This is a genomic window from Arthrobacter sp. alpha11c, assembly GCF_054149985.1.
In genome coordinates this window covers 3733171-3749981 of the sequence record NZ_CP196747.1, presented here as the reverse complement: position 1 = coordinate 3749981, position 16811 = coordinate 3733171, and the positions used below count along the sequence as shown (strand labels likewise).

The 16811-nt window shown below is 61.6% G+C and carries 17 protein-coding genes; 12 read left to right on the top strand and 5 right to left on the bottom strand.

Annotation, left to right across the window (positions count from 1 at the left end):
- Nucleotides 1–159: 159 nt before the first annotated feature.
- Genes ACTAQJ_RS17360 through ACTAQJ_RS17350 form a run of 3 tightly spaced genes read left to right on the top strand, consistent with a single transcriptional unit; the run spans nucleotide 160 to nucleotide 2298 of the window.
- A complete protein-coding gene (locus ACTAQJ_RS17360) occupies nucleotides 160–1131 on the top strand; it encodes a sugar kinase (RefSeq protein ID WP_498697947.1) in 972 nt (323 codons plus the stop codon).
- 4 nt (nucleotides 1132–1135) lie between these two features.
- Nucleotides 1136–1897 (top strand): IclR family transcriptional regulator, encoded by a 762-nt coding sequence (locus ACTAQJ_RS17355; protein ID WP_498697945.1) that lies wholly within the window; start codon nucleotides 1136–1138, stop codon nucleotides 1895–1897.
- Nucleotides 1894–2298, top strand: coding sequence for a RidA family protein (locus ACTAQJ_RS17350; RefSeq protein ID WP_216924578.1), 405 nt, complete (start codon nucleotides 1894–1896; stop codon nucleotides 2296–2298). The genes ACTAQJ_RS17355 and ACTAQJ_RS17350 overlap by 4 nt, the downstream gene beginning before the upstream one ends.
- 123 nt (nucleotides 2299–2421) lie before the next feature.
- Here ACTAQJ_RS17350 and ACTAQJ_RS17345 read toward each other — a convergent pair whose 3' ends face one another.
- A complete protein-coding gene (locus tag ACTAQJ_RS17345; RefSeq protein WP_431117266.1) occupies nucleotides 2422–2643 on the bottom strand; it encodes a hypothetical protein in 222 nt (73 codons plus the stop codon).
- Between the two features lie 175 nt (nucleotides 2644–2818).
- Entirely contained in the window at nucleotides 2819–4120 is a 1302-nt protein-coding gene (locus tag ACTAQJ_RS17340; protein ID WP_498697942.1) for an LssY C-terminal domain-containing protein, read from the bottom strand.
- A gap of 220 nt (nucleotides 4121–4340) precedes the next feature.
- On the opposite strand from ACTAQJ_RS17340, the gene ACTAQJ_RS17335 reads away from it, so the two are divergent.
- From ACTAQJ_RS17335 to treS, 4 genes are all read left to right on the top strand, one after another.
- Nucleotides 4341–4943, top strand: coding sequence for a PadR family transcriptional regulator (locus ACTAQJ_RS17335; RefSeq protein ID WP_498697940.1), 603 nt, complete (start codon nucleotides 4341–4343; stop codon nucleotides 4941–4943).
- Nucleotides 4940–6706: a sulfatase gene (locus ACTAQJ_RS17330; RefSeq protein WP_498697938.1), complete on the top strand. Its 1767-nt coding sequence runs from the start codon at nucleotides 4940–4942 to the stop codon at nucleotides 6704–6706. Before ACTAQJ_RS17335 ends, ACTAQJ_RS17330 begins: the two co-directional genes overlap by 4 nt.
- A 59-nt stretch (nucleotides 6707–6765) precedes the next feature.
- Nucleotides 6766–8124 carry an MFS transporter gene (locus tag ACTAQJ_RS17325; RefSeq protein ID WP_431117270.1) on the top strand — a complete coding sequence of 453 codons (1359 nt, stop codon included), beginning with the start codon at nucleotides 6766–6768 and terminating at the stop codon, nucleotides 8122–8124.
- A 400-nt stretch (nucleotides 8125–8524) separates the two neighbouring features.
- The gene (gene treS / locus ACTAQJ_RS17320; protein WP_498702214.1) at nucleotides 8525–10726 is read left to right on the top strand and encodes a maltose alpha-D-glucosyltransferase; all 2202 of its coding nucleotides are present in this window, start codon (nucleotides 8525–8527) and stop codon (nucleotides 10724–10726) included.
- A gap of 54 nt (nucleotides 10727–10780) precedes the next feature.
- Here the strand turns inward: treS and ACTAQJ_RS17315 are convergent, their stop codons facing one another.
- Complete coding sequence (locus ACTAQJ_RS17315) at nucleotides 10781–11824, bottom strand: hypothetical protein (protein WP_498697934.1); 1044 nt, start codon at nucleotides 11822–11824, stop codon at nucleotides 10781–10783.
- A gap of 187 nt (nucleotides 11825–12011) precedes the next feature.
- Between ACTAQJ_RS17315 and ACTAQJ_RS17310 the strand changes: the two genes are divergently transcribed.
- The gene (locus tag ACTAQJ_RS17310) at nucleotides 12012–12449 is read left to right on the top strand and encodes a VOC family protein (RefSeq protein ID WP_498697932.1); all 438 of its coding nucleotides are present in this window, start codon (nucleotides 12012–12014) and stop codon (nucleotides 12447–12449) included.
- A gap of 20 nt (nucleotides 12450–12469) precedes the next feature.
- Here the strand turns inward: ACTAQJ_RS17310 and ACTAQJ_RS17305 are convergent, their stop codons facing one another.
- Together ACTAQJ_RS17305 and ACTAQJ_RS17300 are read right to left on the bottom strand one after the other, a co-directional pair.
- Nucleotides 12470–13135 (bottom strand): alpha/beta fold hydrolase, encoded by a 666-nt coding sequence (locus tag ACTAQJ_RS17305; protein ID WP_498697930.1) that lies wholly within the window; start codon nucleotides 13133–13135, stop codon nucleotides 12470–12472.
- A gap of 24 nt (nucleotides 13136–13159) precedes the next feature.
- A complete protein-coding gene (locus tag ACTAQJ_RS17300; RefSeq protein WP_498697929.1) occupies nucleotides 13160–13582 on the bottom strand; it encodes a rhodanese-like domain-containing protein in 423 nt (140 codons plus the stop codon).
- A gap of 220 nt (nucleotides 13583–13802) precedes the next feature.
- Between ACTAQJ_RS17300 and ACTAQJ_RS17295 the strand changes: the two genes are divergently transcribed.
- The 4 genes from ACTAQJ_RS17295 (at nucleotide 13803) to ACTAQJ_RS17280 (ending at nucleotide 16806) form a co-directional block, all read left to right on the top strand.
- A complete protein-coding gene (locus ACTAQJ_RS17295) occupies nucleotides 13803–15644 on the top strand; it encodes an FG-GAP-like repeat-containing protein (protein WP_498697927.1) in 1842 nt (613 codons plus the stop codon).
- Nucleotides 15645–15702: 58 nt separating this feature from the next.
- A complete protein-coding gene (locus ACTAQJ_RS17290) occupies nucleotides 15703–15867 on the top strand; it encodes a hypothetical protein (RefSeq protein WP_498697925.1) in 165 nt (54 codons plus the stop codon).
- A gap of 284 nt (nucleotides 15868–16151) precedes the next feature.
- Nucleotides 16152–16523: a metal-sensitive transcriptional regulator gene (locus tag ACTAQJ_RS17285; RefSeq protein WP_431117276.1), complete on the top strand. Its 372-nt coding sequence runs from the start codon at nucleotides 16152–16154 to the stop codon at nucleotides 16521–16523.
- A 49-nt stretch (nucleotides 16524–16572) separates the two neighbouring features.
- The gene (locus tag ACTAQJ_RS17280; RefSeq protein ID WP_431117277.1) at nucleotides 16573–16806 is read left to right on the top strand and encodes a heavy-metal-associated domain-containing protein; all 234 of its coding nucleotides are present in this window, start codon (nucleotides 16573–16575) and stop codon (nucleotides 16804–16806) included.
- The last annotated feature ends 5 nt before the right edge of the window (nucleotides 16807–16811 follow it).

Sequence of the window (16811 nt, the reverse complement as noted above, 5' to 3'; positions counted from 1 at the left end):
TGAGATTCTCAGTTGCGTTGCGTATTTTGCAACGCTGGTTGCAAACCTGCTGGTGATATGTCTAACATGGTGGCGGATCGAGAGTCAAGGCCGCTGAGAAGCGCACGAACTAGTGGGAGAACGATGCTTTCAGCTGTATGCGTTGGCGAAACAATGGCCATGCTTACCCCTGTCCAGGCCGTTCCCCTTCACCTCGCCACCGAGCTCCACTGCGGGATTGGTGGCGCTGAGTCCAATGTCGCCATGGGACTGGCGGCCATGGGCCTGGACACGCATTGGGTGAGCCGCGTGGGCCACGATGGCTTCGGCACGCGCATCCTTGACGAGCTTCAAGCACACGGAGTGGGCGTCTCCGGCGTCGAGGTGGACGAGTCCCGGCCCACCGGCCTCTACGTGAAGGTCCCCGCCCAGGAAACAGACCCCGACGGCGGCAGTTCAGTTTTGTACTACCGGCAGGGTTCTGCGGCGTCTGCCATGGGACGCCCCTTGCTTTCCAATCCCGCTGTTTCGTCGCTGATGGAAAACGCGGCGCTCATCCACCTGAGCGGCATAACTGCTGCCTTGTCCCCGCAGTGTCTGTCACTCTTGGAGGCCATGCTGACCGAACCGCGGAACGGGCGCATCGTCAGCTTCGACGTCAACTGGCGGGAAGCCCTGTGGGGAGGTCAGGACCCGTCCGTCCTCCAGCGCTTGGCGAACCTGGCCGACGTCGTGCTTGTTGGTAAGGACGAAGCCGAGCACGCCTTTGGCACCACCGATGAAGCCGAACTCCGCCGTTTGATGCCGGACCCTCAGGTGCTGGTGATCAAGAACGAGGCGATCAGCGCCATTTCTTTGGATCGGAGTGGCACCCGGGAAGAGGTTCCCGCACTGTCCGTCTCCGTCGTCGAGCCTGTTGGCGCGGGTGACTCGTTCGCCGCCGGTTACCTCAGCGGCATGCTGTTTGGGCTTGGCCAGAAGGCGAGCCTCCGCAGGGGGCACGTCGCGGCCGCCTGTACCTTGACTGTTCATGGCGACCGCGGTCCACTACCAGAGGCCGAGGAGCTCGCGTCCATCCTCGATTCTTCGGATAAGGACTGGACTGCTATCCATGTTGAAGAGGGACATTTCAACACCAGAACCGGAGCGTGACATTTTGAGTCAGAGCCTCATGCGGGCCATCGACCTGCTCGCCGAACTCGCAGCGAAGCCCGCCACCCTTGACGAGCTCTCGTCCAAAGCATCCGTGCACAAAACCACCGTGATGCGGCTCCTGCATGCCATGGAGGAGAAGCGGTTTGTGGTGCGGGACGAAGAGCAGCGGTTCATGCTGGGCTCCAAACTGTTCGAACTGTCATCGCTGGCTCTGGAGCAGCGGGACATCCGCAAGGTAGCGCACCCGCACCTCGCCGAGCTGAACGGTCGCACCGGGCACACCGTGCACCTCGCGGCATTTGAAGGGAATGAAGTGGTGTACATCGACAAGTTCGAGTCGCACCACCCCGTCCGCATGTACTCGCGCATCGGCCTGACTGCATCGCTGCACTCGGCCGCTGTGTCCAAAGTCCTCCTCGCCGACATGCCGCGGAGCCGGCAGGAAAAAATCGCGGCGGGGCTGGACTACATCAAAGTTACCGAGAACACCCTGACCTCACCGGAGGCCTTGCTGGCCGAATTGGAGCAGGTCAGGATCCAAGGCTGGGCCCACGACAACGCTGAGCACGAGGCATTCGTGCACTGCGTCGCGGCCCCCATCCGCGACGCCAGCGGTGCCGTTGTTGCCGCAGCCTCTTGTTCGGTACCGGTAGTGATGCTCAGCTATGAAGGCTTGCTGGAGCTGCTGCCCGATCTCAAAGCCAGCACCGAGGCCATCTCGAATGACCTCGGCTGGATCAGCCACGAAAGGAACTCAGCATGAGTGAAAAGAACGTAGTACTGACCGAAAACGCCCCCGCCCCGGCGCACGTATTCTCCCAAGGCATCAAAAAGGGCGGGATGTTCCAGGTCTCCGGCCAGGGCCCCATGGATCCCGCCACCAACCAGTACATCGGCGAGGGCGACGTCCGCGTCCAGACACGTCGCACGCTGGAGAACGTGAAGGCCATCCTCGAAGCCGGCGGATCCTCCGTTGAAGACGTCATCATGTTCCGCGTCTACCTCACCACCCGCGATGACTTTGCCGCGATGAACGAGGTTTACGGGGAGTTCATCCGCGAGAACGTGCCTAGCGGTCTGCTCCCGAGCCGCACCACCGTGTTTGTGGATCTCCCGCACGAGGTCATGCTGGTGGAGATCGACGCCCTGGCTGTTACTGCCTAGGCCTGGCTGCTACACCCATTTTCGTTTGCGCCACAGTTTCGGGCTGGCGACACCTATATCCAGGCGTCGTTAGCCCGTTTCTGCGACCCCAGTGATTTTGCGCGGCGTCGGTGTTCGCTTGGGCTAGGGAGCCGGGGTTTCGCTCTTGTTCTTGCGGCGGTTTTGGATCCCGAGGATGAGGAAAGTGATGCCCATGCCCAGGAATGCGATCCAGGCAGGGTTGACGATGATCGCCATGGCCACCGCGACAATGAGGAAGACGATTCCAACTGGGAGCAATGCCGAACTCCCGTACTTATCCGCTCGCGTGTTCCGGTCCAGGGTGGGCTTTGTGTCGTCGCTCATCTACGTGAGGCTACGTGGGCCGGTGGACGAGGCGCAAGCGTTTGGGTGAGTGCCGCCGTCGGGCGTTTTCTTGGTGGCTTGTTTGAGTGTTGCTTCCTCACCCCCTCTGACTCTCACAGCGCGCCGACACGCCACATTCCTCGGCGCGTCGCGGGATCCCCGGCGTCAAAGAAGGTCAGGAAGCCACGCGGCGAACCACCGACGGCGGGACAGCCGGCACCCGCTGGCGCTTCGCATAGATCCTGGCTCGTTGGCTGGAAAGGGCCAGGAGCACCAGGATGTCCGTCGCCAAGCCGGTCAGGCCTGCCTCAAGCGTGAGATTGGTGGTCCCCGTGGAGGCATCGATGGCCTGGACCACGATCGAGATGGAGCTGAGTCCCATCGCAATCACGCGGGCGCCGTTGCTGCCCAGGAATATCCGCCAGGCAAGGAATACCTCGCCGAGCCCGAAGACCAGGACGATCGCAGCTATGGTGACGATTGCCGCCGTCGTGGTTTGTGGGTCAAGGTTGGCGTCCTCGATGGTGATGTTGCCACCCGAGGTCAGCAAAGTGATGGCCAAAGCCAGCGCGGCCAAGGCCCGGATGACCACGAGGAATGCCCCCGTCATGGTGGGTGCGGGACGGCGGTCGCGGCTGTCCGTCTGACTGCCTGGTTGGTCAGCGGGGACGGGCACGCGGCGGGCGTCGATGATGGGCAGATCGCCGTCTGTGGAGATCGAGTCCCCTCCGCCATTGCGTGAGTGATATCCGGTGGAAAAGTCCTTGATGACACGGACAGTCACGGCAAGCTCAGCCTCGGAGACCGTCCGCACGATGTGGTCCCGCTCTACGTCGGTGTTCTGCTCGATCTTGTGCGTGATCTGCAGGGTGAACAGCGACAAGCCAACGCTGCGATCGTAGGTGCCGGCGGCGAGCCAGTCCACCTTGTGCCCGCCGGGCAGCATCCACCCTTCGGGGCAGCGCCAAAAGCGCACGTGGTGGCGTTTGCCGGGATTGCTGTCCACTTCCTGCTGGTAGGCGAAGTCCTGCTGACGGTCAAAGAGGTACAAGGGGCTGACGGGCGCCTGGGTGTAGCTCTGCCGCAAAAGTGTCGAGCTCACGATTCGCCGGCTGCTGGCGAAGGTCACGTCGTCCGCAATGGTCCACCCGGCAGCCCTCATGATCGCGTGGATCTGCGGCTCGGTGCCGAGAAGGGCCACGTTCACCGGGTCGCCGAGCAGTCCGTCGCTGGTCCGGGCCCGGCCGATGAAGTAGCCGGGAACGTAAATGGTGGTCAGGATGCGGTGGAGGCGAGGCAGCAGCAGGTAGGCCAAAAATGCCCAGAACACAAAGGAGAACCACACCTGGCCCCACCCCAGGTGAAAGCTCTCCCCCACCAACAGGAATGCCAGCCACACCGCAGCGGCTCCACCGAGGACGAAGAAAGCGTGGTCGAGTCGGCTGTCCGTGACGGCCTTGTTCGGCGCTTTGTACATTCGGAACTCCCCCTGGGTGCACGTGCCCCTTAAGCTTCGCCTCCCGTCCCCCTTGTGTACACAGGCTTGGGCGTTAAGGTTCGACGCCGGAACTTGCCTCGGCGCTTATCGCACAAAAATACCATTCCACTTGTGTCATTGACGCACCATTCCACTTGTGTCATTCTTTTCTTAGAAAGCGTGACCCGCATCACGCAATGACCCGCCAATGGAGAGAACAATGAAGCTCGAACACATCCTTCTTGGAGTCCTGCTGGAGCACCCGAGCACGGGCTACGACATCAAGAAGTACTTGGACACCCATGGCCGCTTCCTGCGTTCCAATACGCAGATGAGCCAGGTTTACCGCTCGCTCGGGAGCATGGAGAGCCAAGGTTGGGTGACCCACAGCGTGGACCCCCGGCCCGGCGCACAGGACGCAAAGACCTACCGCGTCACTGATGAAGGAGCCACCGTGTTCCTCGATTGGCTCACCGGCCCGTACCACCCGGCCAGCCGTTTCCAGGACCCCGAACTCGCTGCACGGTTGTCCTTTGCCGGCTTCATGAGCGCCGAGCAACTCCTCCGAATTCTCGACGTCGAAATCCAGACCCGCCAGGACGAGATCGCCAGGTACCGCAACCGCGACCGCAGGGAACAATGGGCTCCCACGATCGCCTTTGACACGGAGCTGGCCGAATCTGTGGGAGAGCGCCTGCATGTTATGGGCGCGAGCGCCATCGACGCTCACGTGGCTGGACTGATCAGCCTGCGCAAGGAGCTCCTGGATGGACAGCTGTCGTCCCGCTCCGTCACCGCAGTACCGGCGGAGCTGCGACCATGAGGGCCATCATTCTCATGTTCGATAGCCTCAACAGGCACATGCTCTCCCCTTACGCGGCGGACACGTTCGTAGATGCCCCCAACTTTGCCCGCCTCGCAGCAAAGACGGCCACGTTCGACAATTTCTATGCCGGTTCGATGCCCTGCATGCCAGCCCGTCGCGAAATGCACACGGGTCGCCACAATTTTCTGCACCGAAGTTGGGGCCCGCTGGAACCGTTCGACGATTCCATGCCGGAGATGCTGGGAAAAGCAGGAGTGCACACGCATCTCGTATCAGACCACCCGCACTATTGGGAGGACGGCGGCGCCACATACCATCCGCGGTACACCACCTGGGAGTTCTTCCGGGGCCAGGAAGGCGACCCATGGAAGGGTGTAGTAAATCCTTCCGCCGGAAGCCAGGACTGGCGTGCCGGGATGAAGCGGCAGGACCTCATCAACCGCAGCTACATGCCCACCGAGGCAGACCACTCGCAGACCCAAACCGTGGACGCTGGCCTGCACTTCATAGATACCAACCATGAAGCAGACAAGTGGATGCTCCAGATCGAGCTTTTCGATCCGCATGAGCCCTTCTTCACCCACAGCAAATACAAGTCTTTATACGAGCATGACTACGATGGCCCCGAATTTGATTGGCCGGGATATCAAAAGGTCACCGAGCCGCAGGATCAGGTGGAGCACGCCCGCTACGAATATGCGGCTTTGGTCTCGATGTGCGACAAGTCGCTGGGACGGGTCCTGGATGCCATGGATCAGTACAACCTGTGGGAAGACACCCTCCTTCTGGTGAACACGGACCACGGCTTCCTGCTGGGCGAGCACGGCTGGTGGGCCAAGTCTGTTCAGCCATGGTTCAACGAGCTCGTGCACCTGCCCATGTTCCTGTGGGACCCGCGCACCGGCGGCAAGGACACCCGGCGTGGAGCTCTTGCCCAGACCATCGACATCGCACCCACCATGCTGCGCTTCTTCGGCGTCGAACCAACGCAGGATATGCAGGGCCAGGACCTTGCCGCCGTGCTGCAGGACGACAGCGAAGGCCGTGAAGCCGCCCTGTTCGGTATTCATGGTGGCCACGTCAACGTCACTGACGGCCGCTACGTCTACATGCGCGCCGCCGTCGATCCTTCCAACTCTCCGCTGGAGGATTACACGCTGATGCCCACCCACATGCGGTCGCGGTTCTCCACAGCCGAACTCGCGCAATGGGAACCTGCGGAAGCGTTCAGCTTCACCAAGGGACTGCGGACAATGCGACTCCAGACCACTTCCATGATGAACTCGTGGGTCCACGGAACCCTCCTGTTTGACCTGCAAGAAGACCCCAACCAAACGAACCCGATCATTGATGACGAGCTGGAACTACGCCTCCTGAAAACACTGGCCCAACTCATGCACGCCAACGATGCACCCGAAAGCCAGTTCCAGCGGCTCGGAATTCCCTTCGATTCCGAACCCATAGCCCAGCACCTGCTCGCCGCCCAGCAAGCGGACAGGGCGCGGCTCGCTTTGGAACCCCTGCCTCCGATCGAAAGCTTCGCCGACGGCGGAGCGGCCCTGACGCTGCCCCTTCTGGAACTGCTCCAGGACGTCAGCGGCCGCGAAGCCGTGGAGAAGCACCTCCCCAACCTCATCAGCACTGAACTGGTTAACATCCCCGCCCAGCTCAGCCTCTACCAGCTCGCAGCCGTCATCCCGGTTCCCTCGAGCGCCCTCGGGTCCATTGCCGAGGAACTGGCTGCCGTCCCCACGGCGTAACTCCAAGCCAGTGACACATCCCCAACCCAGCCTGACAATGTAGACAGGACCTACAGCCCATGACCACCCAACCCAGCCCTGCCCTCGCCACGGAAGCTCCAGCAGAAGGAGCAGCCCAAGCCAGCAAAGTTCCCCACCGCTGGCGAAACCTCGCTGTGCTCACCGGCGTTACCGTGGTGGACAATACGGAAGCCGGCCTTAGTGCCACGCTCTTCCCGACCATCGCGGCGGCCCTGAAACTGCAGAGCAGCCACCTTGGCCTGCTGGCCGCACTCGGCAAAATTATTGCTGTCCCTGCCGGTCCGGCGTGGGCCTGGCTTGCTGGGAAGATCGGCCGACGGAAAGCCCTCATTGCTACTACCCTGGCCGGTGGTGTCTTCGGTATAGCGGCAGGTTTTTCCCAGGACTTCGTTCAACTGTTGATCCTCAACACGCTAATGTCGGCGTCGATCATCGGTGGAAGCCCGATCGCCAACGCCATCATCGCGGACTCCTTCGATGACAGCCAGCGCGGCAAGGCTGCGGGCTACTTCTACGGATTCATGAGCCTCATCAGCTCCTTCATTGCCCCGCTCATCGCCTTGTTCACCGGCATTACCGACGGCTGGCGCTTCGGCATGTGGACCATCGGTGGCATCTGCATCCTGGCCGGCCTGCTGGTGGCTCTGCTCCTGAAAGATCCCGGGGTGGGCGCTTCCGAGAAGCAGCTCGCAGACCTCAGCGGCCGCGAGCGCCTCGCCCCGAAAGTCACTGTCCGCTCGGTGGCCTCCCTGTTCCGGATTCCGAGCTTCTCCATCATGATGCTCTCCCGGCTGCTCTCCGGACACCTGCTCATCACGATCTTCGGCATCCAGTTCCTCGTGGTGGAACGAGGCTTCACCAACGCCGTCGCGGCCATCGTCCTGGTGCCCTTTGGGCTCGGCTACTTTGCCGGAACCGCGGGTGGCGGGTGGCTCGTCGCCCTCCTGGACCGGATCCTTCCGGACAGGGGCCGGGTTGCCTACCTGCAGGGCGCCCAGGTCCTCTTCGCCGCCGTCGCCTTCTTTGCCACCCAATTCGACTACGACAACATCGGCATCTACAGCGCGTTCTGGGCTCTGATCGGCTTCGCCCAAGGAGCCAATCCGCCGGCCAACCGTCCCATCGTCGCGGCCGTTGTCCTGCCGGAACTCCGAGGCCAGGCCTTCGCCATCTTCCTGACAGTTTTCGAGACCATCGGCTGGGCCGTCTTCTCCCTCGGAGCGGGCGCCCTGGCGTCAAGCCTCGGAATCCAGGCCGTGTTCCTCTGGACGCTGGTGATCCTCATGCTGGTCAACGCAGCAGTCCTCACCGCCCTCTACTTCTGCTATCCGCGGGACGTGGAACGTGTCCGCAATGCGCTGGAGCAGCGCCGGCAGGAAGCACTGCACCAGGGCTGACCAAAGCAACCGCCAAGGCTCGACGCCGGCTCCCACCTGAGGGCCGGCGTCGAGCCTTTTCGGGTGGTTCCGCAACCCACAGGTCAGTCATAGGTCGACAAATGGTGTACTCCGGTGCTTAGCATGAAGACTCCGGGAAGCCGGAGTACGCGACCTCTTGAACGACCCCTCGGAAGGTCGGCGCGAAAGCGGCGACCGCGTAAAGGAGAAAACTGTGCGGGAGCCCATAGCCAGCGAGAACTTGTCAGATAACCGAAGCCTCGCAGGAGATTCCGAGGGGCAGGATACGCCGGCCAATGGCGTGAAACCCGCGGACGGCACAGAACCCACGGATGGCGCGGCGCCTGCAGAGGGTGTGAACGGTGCAGAGCCTACGAATGGCCTGGAGCCTACCGACGGCGTGGAGACCGTGGACACTGCGGCATCCGAGCCGGCGGAAATTACCTTTGACGAACAGTTCTATCCCGCCCGCCCAAAAGCTCTGCGGCCAATAGCCCGCAGGCGGCAATTCTTCGCAGCCCGCCCCTCCTTGGAATTCGACGGACGCAATCCCACCTATGTGGACTGGCTTCGGAACCAGTCGATGCTCGGCGATGCCAACACCATGGCCCGGCAACTTTCAGGCCAGGCGAGTATGTGGCAGAACGCCTACGCCCGGCCAAACCCCAGGGCGGCGGTGGAGCGCGCACCCGTGTGGTTCACGGCCTATCCTCTCTCCTTCATCACCCGCGAGGGCCAGTCGTTCCTGTCCGCGTTGGGAGATCCCGGGCTCTGGAAAGCGTTCCGGGAGATCGGCATCCGTGGACTCCACACCGGCCCCGTCAAGCTGGCCGGAGGCATCAGCGGTTGGTCCCAAACGCCCAGCGTAGATGGTCACTTTGACCGCATCAGCATGGCAATCGATCCGGCATTCGGCACCGAAGAGGAATTCCGTCGGATGTGCGAAGTCGCCGCAGATCATGACGGCACGGTCATCGACGACATCGTGCCCGGGCACACGGGCAAGGGCGCGGACTTCCGTCTTGCCGAGATGAACTTCCGGGACTATCCGGGCATCTATCACATGGTGGATATCCCCGAGGAAGACTGGCACCTGTTGCCCGATGTTCCCGAGGGCGAAGATTCAGTGAACATCAGTCCCGACGCCGAGCAAGCCCTGCAAAAAGCCGGGTACATCATCGGCAGGCTCCAACGGGTGATCTTCTACGAACCCGGGGTCAAGGAGACAAACTGGAGCGCCACCAGGCCGATCGTGGATACCACCGGCAAAACCCGCCGCTGGGTGTATCTCCACTACTTCAAGGCCGGGCAGCCATCCATTAACTGGCTGGACCCTACCTTCGCCGGGATGCGCTTGGTGGTGGGCGATGCGCTGCACTCCCTTCTGGACCTGGGGACCGGCGCCCTGCGACTGGATGCCAACGGGTTCCTCGGCGTGGAGAAGAGCGCGGAGGAGCAGCCGGGCTGGTCAGAAGGCCACCCATTGTCCGAGGCAGCGAACCAGCTCATTGGCTCCATGATCCGCAAAGTGGGCGGGTTCTCCTTCCAGGAGCTCAACCTCACCATTGATGACATCAAGGCGCAGTCCGAGTCTGGCCCGGATCTGTCGTACGACTTCATCACCAGGCCGGCCTACCACTACGCGCTGGTCACGGGTGATACCGAGTTCCTGCGGCTGACCCTTCGGCTTGCCATGGAGATCGGCGTGGACCAGGCCTCCCTGGTGCATGCCCTGCAGAACCACGATGAACTGACCTACGAGCTGCTCCACTTTGCTGCCGGACACCGGGACGACGTCTTCGAACTTGCCGGTGAAGAGCTGACTGGCGCTGAAGTTGCCGAGAAGGTTCAGAACACACTCCGGGAACGCTTGACCGGCGAGAATGGCCCCTACAACGCGGTCTTCACAACCAATGGCATCGCCTGCACCACGGTCAGTTTCATCATGGCGGCGTTGGGCGTCAAGGATCCCGCTGCCATCACCAAGGAACAAGAGTCCCAGGTCCTGGACGCCCACGTCCTCCTCTCCATGTACAACGCGCTGCAGCCCGGGGTCTTCGCCCTTTCCGGCTGGGACCTCACCGGCATCACAGCCTTGGACCGCGCCACGGTACGTGAGCTCACTTCGCAGGGCGACACCCGCTGGATCAACCGCGGGGCGCACGACCTCATGGGGACGAGCCCCGATGCAAAGACGTCGTTGGCCGGGATGCCACGTGCTACCAGTCTTTACGGTCCGCTGCCTGAGCAGCTCAAGGATTCAGCCTCCTATGCCCGGCGCCTCCAGCAGATCCTGAAAGTAAGGGAAGAATCAGGGATCGCAACCAGTACTTTGCTGGACGTGCCCGACGTTTCCAACCGCGGGCTGCTGGTTCTGGTCAATCAACTCGGGAGCGGCGAGCTTGAAGTCACCGTCCTGAACTTCTCCGACCAGGACATCGCAGGCAGCATCCAGTCCTCGCATCTTGTCCCTGGCGCAAGCGTCCACGATCTCTTCAGCGGCGAAAACGTGGGGCAAGTGGATGATCTTGGCAGCTTCTTCCTCGAACTGAGGGCGTTCCAGGGGACCGCGCTGGTTCTGAAGGAAACGGAGACCGAATAGAAGGCTCGACGTCGGCACTCGGGTGAGTGCCGACGTCGAGCCTTCTCGCTTGGTTCAGGACGCGTAGGGAACGCGCTGCCAGCTCAGGACGTCGCTGCCCCGAGAACTGCTGGGAGCAACTGTCACACGCAGCCACTCGTTGGACGTTGCTGCACCTTCAACGGTCACGCGGCGGGTGTTCTCTGCAGCGTCCACGCCGTAGATGCCCAGCCACGGTGAGCCCTGGATCAACGGCGCATCGTCGTTGTAGACATGGCTGTCGCCGTTGAAGATGTAGACGGGGCCGCCGTAGGATGCGGAACCGGCGGCGATTGCCTCCACGATCGGGCGGAAGCCGCTCACCAGCTCCGGGTTCGCCTCGGCACCCTGTGAGAGCATGAACGGATCGAACATGTCGGCTTGGGTCATAATCACGACGGCGCGCGAATTGGTCTTCTTGGCATCCGCAAAGGTCCGCTGCAACTGGGCGACATCCGCTGCTGTCCTTGCCTGGACCTCCGCAAGTTGAGCTTCATTCGGCACAGTCTCACCGAGACCTGACCAGGGCGCGAGCGAATTGTTGGAACCCTGGACGTTGATGACGGAGAAGGCGACCCGATCCTTGCTGAATGTCACATTTTCGGGCAGCCCCTGCTCGGCGGCGGACTTGACCGGCATGTTGCCACCCAGGGTCTTTCCCGGAGTGCTGAAGAACATTTCGCGCAAAGTGTCGAGCCGCTCCAGCGGGTTATAGGCGCCATTGTTGACCCGGTGGCAGTCCACCCATTCGTTGTCCCCAGGCGTGTAGATGAGCGGAGCTTCGAAACGGTCAAACTGGGCCTTGATGGCGGCGAAGTACTCGTCCGTGCATGGGGCGGATCCGGCCTTGATGTCGCCTAGGTGTGTGACGAACTTCAGCTCGTCCTGGTTGTTCAGTTCGGTGACCATCTGGGGAAAGCGTTCGACTTGGGCGGGACCGTACGGAACATCCCCGATCACGCCGAAGGTGAAGGACGAATCACCCGCGTCTACGCTCGGTGTCGCTTGGGCTGGCAATACTGGAATGGCGGTGAGGATCAAGGCGGCGGCTACGCCCAGGGCACGTTGCGTGAATGACATGTCAGGCTCCAGAGATCGGTTTGGCTTTGGGGGGCACCGGCCAAATTACGTGAGCCAAGCTACGGGAACGGGAAGCCGAGCCGTCACCTGGATGAACAGGCCTCGACGCGTACCGTTTCGGTTTGTGCAAGTCACTACGGCACCTCGCCGCTGGAGCTAATCGCTGAGCCTTGGTAGCTTTCAACGCATGGCCATCAAATTTGAGAACGTGGGTATCGCTGTTCGCGACATCGAAGAAGCAATCGCCTTTTTCACCGATCTTGGTCTTACAGTCATCGGCCGTGACACGATCAGCGGCGAGTGGGCAGACATTGCCGTAGGACTTGACGGAAACCATGCCAAGATCGCGATGCTACAAACGCCGGACGGTCAGGGTCGCCTTGAGCTCTTCGAATACATCCACCCGGAAGCGATCGAATCGAAGCCGACTCGCCCCAACGACATTGGCATGCACCGCGTGGCCTTTTCGGTCGACGATATCGATAAGGCCCTCGAGGTAGCTGCAAAGCACGGATTCCATCCGCTTCGCGGCGTGGCGACCTACGGCGATGTCTACAAGCTCACATACCTCCGCGGCCCCAGCGGAATCCTCGTAATGCTCGCCCAGGAACTGAAGAAAGCCTGACGCCCGAGGACCCTCTCACTTCACTGGGCCGAGGTCCGGGCGATCTTTTGGGCGAAATCGATCAACACCGCGGCCACAGCTTCCGGATGGCTCAAGGCCGCGTAGTGACCACCTGGGATTTCCACCGGTTCGATTCCAAGCCGCTGCTGTACTTGGCGTCTCATGAATGAAGCCGGAAAGAACCGGTCCTCACGGCACAGGATTGCCATGGTAGGGACCGCCGGATGCCGACCAGGCCAAGGCCCGGCCATCCATGCACCTTGCTGATCGCGCTCCCTGTCGCGGGCCTGAGCCGCCAGGTCTTCAGGGACGTCGTTGAAGAAGGCTTCCTGGGGGTCGGGGTCTATGGTCTCGCGGTTGTGTCCCGTGTTGATCCACCAGTCGCCGAACGTCTCGCCCGGCAGTGGGATCATTCCTGCCAAATACACAAGACCTTCGGAGTGGAGCGCGTCGCAAACCAAGGGTGCCGTAAAGCCCCCCAGCGAGTGGCCAACCACGATGGTGTGCTGAGCATCGCCCACCGCTGCTGTCACTTCCTGCACGTAATTCTCAAGCCCTGCAGCGGCGTCCTCGATGGGCAAGTCAACCGCGACGACGCCGTGCCCCGAGGCCTCTAGCAGGGGCCTGACCAGATGCCAGTCCCATGCCGTGGAACCGCCACCATGAATCAGAACGAAAACGGCCACGATTTCACCCAACTTCCAGAGACATCACGCGTGAGCTGTTACCAGCGGATCGGGCTTCTGCGAGCTGACTCCGGAAGCTGTCTCAACCGGGAGGCCGTTCCGGATCCAGTACTCGATTCCGCCGATCAATTCCTTCACGGAATATCCCAGTTCGGCGAATGCCAGCGCCGCGAAGGTGCTGCCGTTGCAGCCCGGACCCCACGAGTAGACCACCACGTTTGAAGCCGCCGGGATCAGGTCAGCAGCCAACGCCGGAATCTGCGCAGTCGGAATATGTACCGCGCCGGGAATATGCCCGTGATCCCATGAGGACTGCCGGCGTGTGTCCACCACAACCAGGGAGCCCGGCTCCGAGTCTGCCACTTCCACGACGTCGATCTCGCACTGCAGCTTGGCGCGAAAATAGGCGGCAGGATCGAGTCTTATGGTGGCCGGTGGCGTTTTCACGTGTCCTCCGTTATCAAGAGCGGATTCAGCGGAGATTCTCGTTCCGCCAAAGCAAACACTACGCTGAGCCTCCCTTTCCCGGCGCCCTCGGGGTAGACTCCAGCCCACGACGCGGGGACGTCTGTGGCATTTTGGGGGGATTTCAGTGGGAACTGTTGCCGGTAATTCAGGTCTGCCTTTTCATAGCATTTCGGAGAAACCACGACGCCGATGGGCAGCTGTGCTTTCGGCCGCCGCCTCGCTATCCCTGCTACTTTCCGCGATGCCGGGCACTCCGGTGCGGGCCGACGTCGTGGTGAACAACATTAACGTTGGCGAGGGCGCCAGCGACATTGTCGTCAACCCTGTCACCAACACCGTGTACGTCACAACGAATGACGGACTAACCATCATCAATGGGAGCACTCAAGCCACCGCCAAGGTGAAGACAGGTGGGGTCCCGGGGGACCTGGCCCTCAATATCGCCACGAACAAGGTCTACGTGAGCAACAAAGGCGGCGAAGCGAGCGGAACAGTTGCAGTCATTGATGGAAGTACGCATACCGCGACCCAAGTCTCCGTTGGTCCCGATCCCCAAGCCATCGCCGTCAACCAAACCACGAACAAGATCTACGTCGGTACCCGGGCCGGCCTCTCTGTAATCGATGGAAACACAAATGCCAGCACCACCATCAACACTGGCTGGGTGTCCCAGGTGGCCCTCAACCAGGCCACGAACCGCATTTATGTCTTTGCCGGTGGCGTAAAAGTTATCAATGGTTCCACAAACAGCGTGACTCAAATCGATATGGGCTCCAGCATTGCTTGGGCGACCAACATGGCTGTTAATCAGGTCACCAACAAGGTCTACATTGCCTCGCATGTTCGCAATTACACGGAGCTCGAAGTCCTGGACGGGGCCACAAACCAAGTCCAAGGCGTCTACTCGGATCTGAACTCGAGCCCGGCTGGACTTACTGTCGATGAGACGAACAACAGGATCTACCTGGGGCGCACATTACTCGGGGACGGCACGCTGTCATCACGGACTGCGGTCCTGTCCATTTTCGGCGGTGAAGGTGGCGGTCCCATTGATATCAGGACAGGGGAAACGCCAGAGAAAATAGCGGTCAACGGCAAGACCAACAAGGTATACCTCGGTGGGAGCTATCTCGGCGTCACAGTCGTCGATGGCACAACTTTTGCCTTGTCCACGCTATTTATGAAGTCCGGAACCGCCCTTGCGGTTAACGAGACCACTAACAGAATCTACGTCGCCAAATGGTCCGGCACCGTGGCTGTCATTGACGGGAACATTCCGTCCCCGCTGAAGAATGACTTTAGTGGAGATCGGAAAACGGACCTCCTCGCCCGGGACACTTCAGGTTTGCTGTGGCTCTACCCCGGAAACGGCGCGGCTGGTTGGCAACCCCGCACACAGGTGGGGTCCGCGTGGAACTCCATGACCGCCGTGGTAAGTCCTGGCGATTTCAGCGGCGACAAGAAACCGGACGTCCTGGCCCGCGATGACGCTGGCCATTTGTGGATGTATCCCGGAAACGGGACGGGCGGCTGGTTGCCCCGTGTACACGTCGGCTCAGGCTGGAATACCATATCCGCCATCGTGACGCCCGGCGACTTCAACGGGGACGGCACGGCGGACATTTTGGCGCGGGACGCGTCGGGAATCCTCTGGCTCTACCCGGGTGACGGCCGCGGTGATTGGCTTCCTCGAACCAACCTGGGAGCAGGATGGAACGCCCTGACGGCGATCGTTGGCCCTGGTGATTTCGATAGCAACGGTACGCCCGATGTCCTCGCCCGCGACGGCTCCGGGGTCCTGTGGCTTTATAGCGGCGATGGGACGGGAGGCTGGCTGGGGAGCCGCAAGCAGGTAGGACAGGGATGGAACGCCATGACCTCGATCGTCGCCCCAGGAGACCTCAGCGGCGACGGCCGTCCGGACATTGTGGCCCGCGACAGCAGCGGCGCACTCTTCCTGTATCCCAGTGCGAGCGGCGGGGCGTGGCTTCCCACTGTACGAATTGGGCAGGGCTGGAACAGCATGACCGCCATCCTGTAACGCAACAGGCTGACGTTCTTCACGGCGGTCACGCGCGCTCGCCCCGCCTCCGGCCACCTTGGACCTTATCCAGCACGTCGACGACGCCGCGGCCCTCCTTGCCGCACTTCACGCAGGACCCGCCGTGGTCATCGGCCGCAGCACCGGGGGGCTCATAGCCCGGCAGTCCTGGCGGAAATTCGTGGCCGGGGACTCGACCTCAGTGATTCCCCTCTGGAGTTGAATGAGGACGACCTTGCCGGCATTCGGCGGCAAACGCTCATCCTGTCCGCCGAAGATTCTCCGCATGTCCTCCGGCTTATCACCGCGCGGCTGTCTGGTGCGCTGCCCTTTACAGAGTCCGTGCTGGTGCCGGGAGGCCCTCTGATCAACCCAGCACATTCGGCCGTTCTGGACTTTGTGGACAGAGTGGCTGCCACACCCAGTTCTTGGACATAGCCTCTCCGACAAGAAGATACCCCCAGGGGGTACTTGATTTGATACCCCCAAGGGGTATACATTCGAAGCATGAGCAATGCAGACCTGAGTATTAGTCAACCGGGCGGTGACTTCCCGATCATCGAAGTCGATCTGGAGCACGCCGCACCGCACGGTTACACCAGCAACAAGGATGCATACCTGCGCCGCCTGAAACGCATTGAGGGGCAGGTCCGCGGCATCGCGCGCATGGTGGAAGAGGACAAGTACTGCATCGACATCCTCACGCAAGTAGCTGCTGCCACCAAGGCGCTGCACGCCGTCAGCCTTGGACTCGTCGAGGAGCACATCGGCCACTGTGTGGTTGGCGCCGCCTCCGAGCCCAATCCAGAAGCCCGCGCCGAACAGATCGACGCCAAAGTGAAGGAGGCAACCGATGCCATCGGGCGCCTGCTGCGGTAACTCCGCCACCACACACCACACCATTCAACTCACTACAAAGGAGCGCATCATGAGCCAGACCATCCAGACAAACGTCAACGTTTCCGGCATGACCTGCGGCCACTGTGTTTCAAGCGTGAGCGAGGAACTCGAAGCACTTAACGGCGTGGAAGAGGTCTCCGTTGACCTCAACCCCGGCGGACTGTCCACCGTAACCATCACATCCACCAGCGAGCTCGCGCCGTCAGAAATAGGCGAAGCCGTTGCAGAAGCCGGCTACTTGGTGGTAGCCAACGAAGCGTAGGAGTC

Excerpts from the sequence above, each read along its gene's own strand:
- ACTAQJ_RS17315 (WP_498697934.1), bottom strand. The coding sequence starts at position 11,824 with ATGTCATTCACGCAACGTGCCCTGGGCGTAGCCGCCGCCTTGATCCTC.
- ACTAQJ_RS17285 (WP_431117276.1), top strand. The coding sequence starts at position 16,152 with ATGAGCAATGCAGACCTGAGTATTAGTCAACCGGGCGGTGACTTCCCG.
- ACTAQJ_RS17360 (WP_498697947.1), top strand. The coding sequence starts at position 160 with ATGCTTACCCCTGTCCAGGCCGTTCCCCTTCACCTCGCCACCGAGCTC.
- ACTAQJ_RS17335 (WP_498697940.1), top strand. The coding sequence starts at position 4,341 with ATGAAGCTCGAACACATCCTTCTTGGAGTCCTGCTGGAGCACCCGAGC.
- ACTAQJ_RS17330 (WP_498697938.1), top strand. The coding sequence starts at position 4,940 with ATGAGGGCCATCATTCTCATGTTCGATAGCCTCAACAGGCACATGCTC.
- ACTAQJ_RS17350 (WP_216924578.1), top strand. The coding sequence starts at position 1,894 with ATGAGTGAAAAGAACGTAGTACTGACCGAAAACGCCCCCGCCCCGGCG.
- ACTAQJ_RS17345 (WP_431117266.1), bottom strand. The coding sequence starts at position 2,643 with ATGAGCGACGACACAAAGCCCACCCTGGACCGGAACACGCGAGCGGAT.
- ACTAQJ_RS17280 (WP_431117277.1), top strand. The coding sequence starts at position 16,573 with ATGAGCCAGACCATCCAGACAAACGTCAACGTTTCCGGCATGACCTGC.
- ACTAQJ_RS17325 (WP_431117270.1), top strand. The coding sequence starts at position 6,766 with ATGACCACCCAACCCAGCCCTGCCCTCGCCACGGAAGCTCCAGCAGAA.
- ACTAQJ_RS17310 (WP_498697932.1), top strand. The coding sequence starts at position 12,012 with ATGGCCATCAAATTTGAGAACGTGGGTATCGCTGTTCGCGACATCGAA.
- ACTAQJ_RS17340 (WP_498697942.1), bottom strand. The coding sequence starts at position 4,120 with ATGTACAAAGCGCCGAACAAGGCCGTCACGGACAGCCGACTCGACCAC.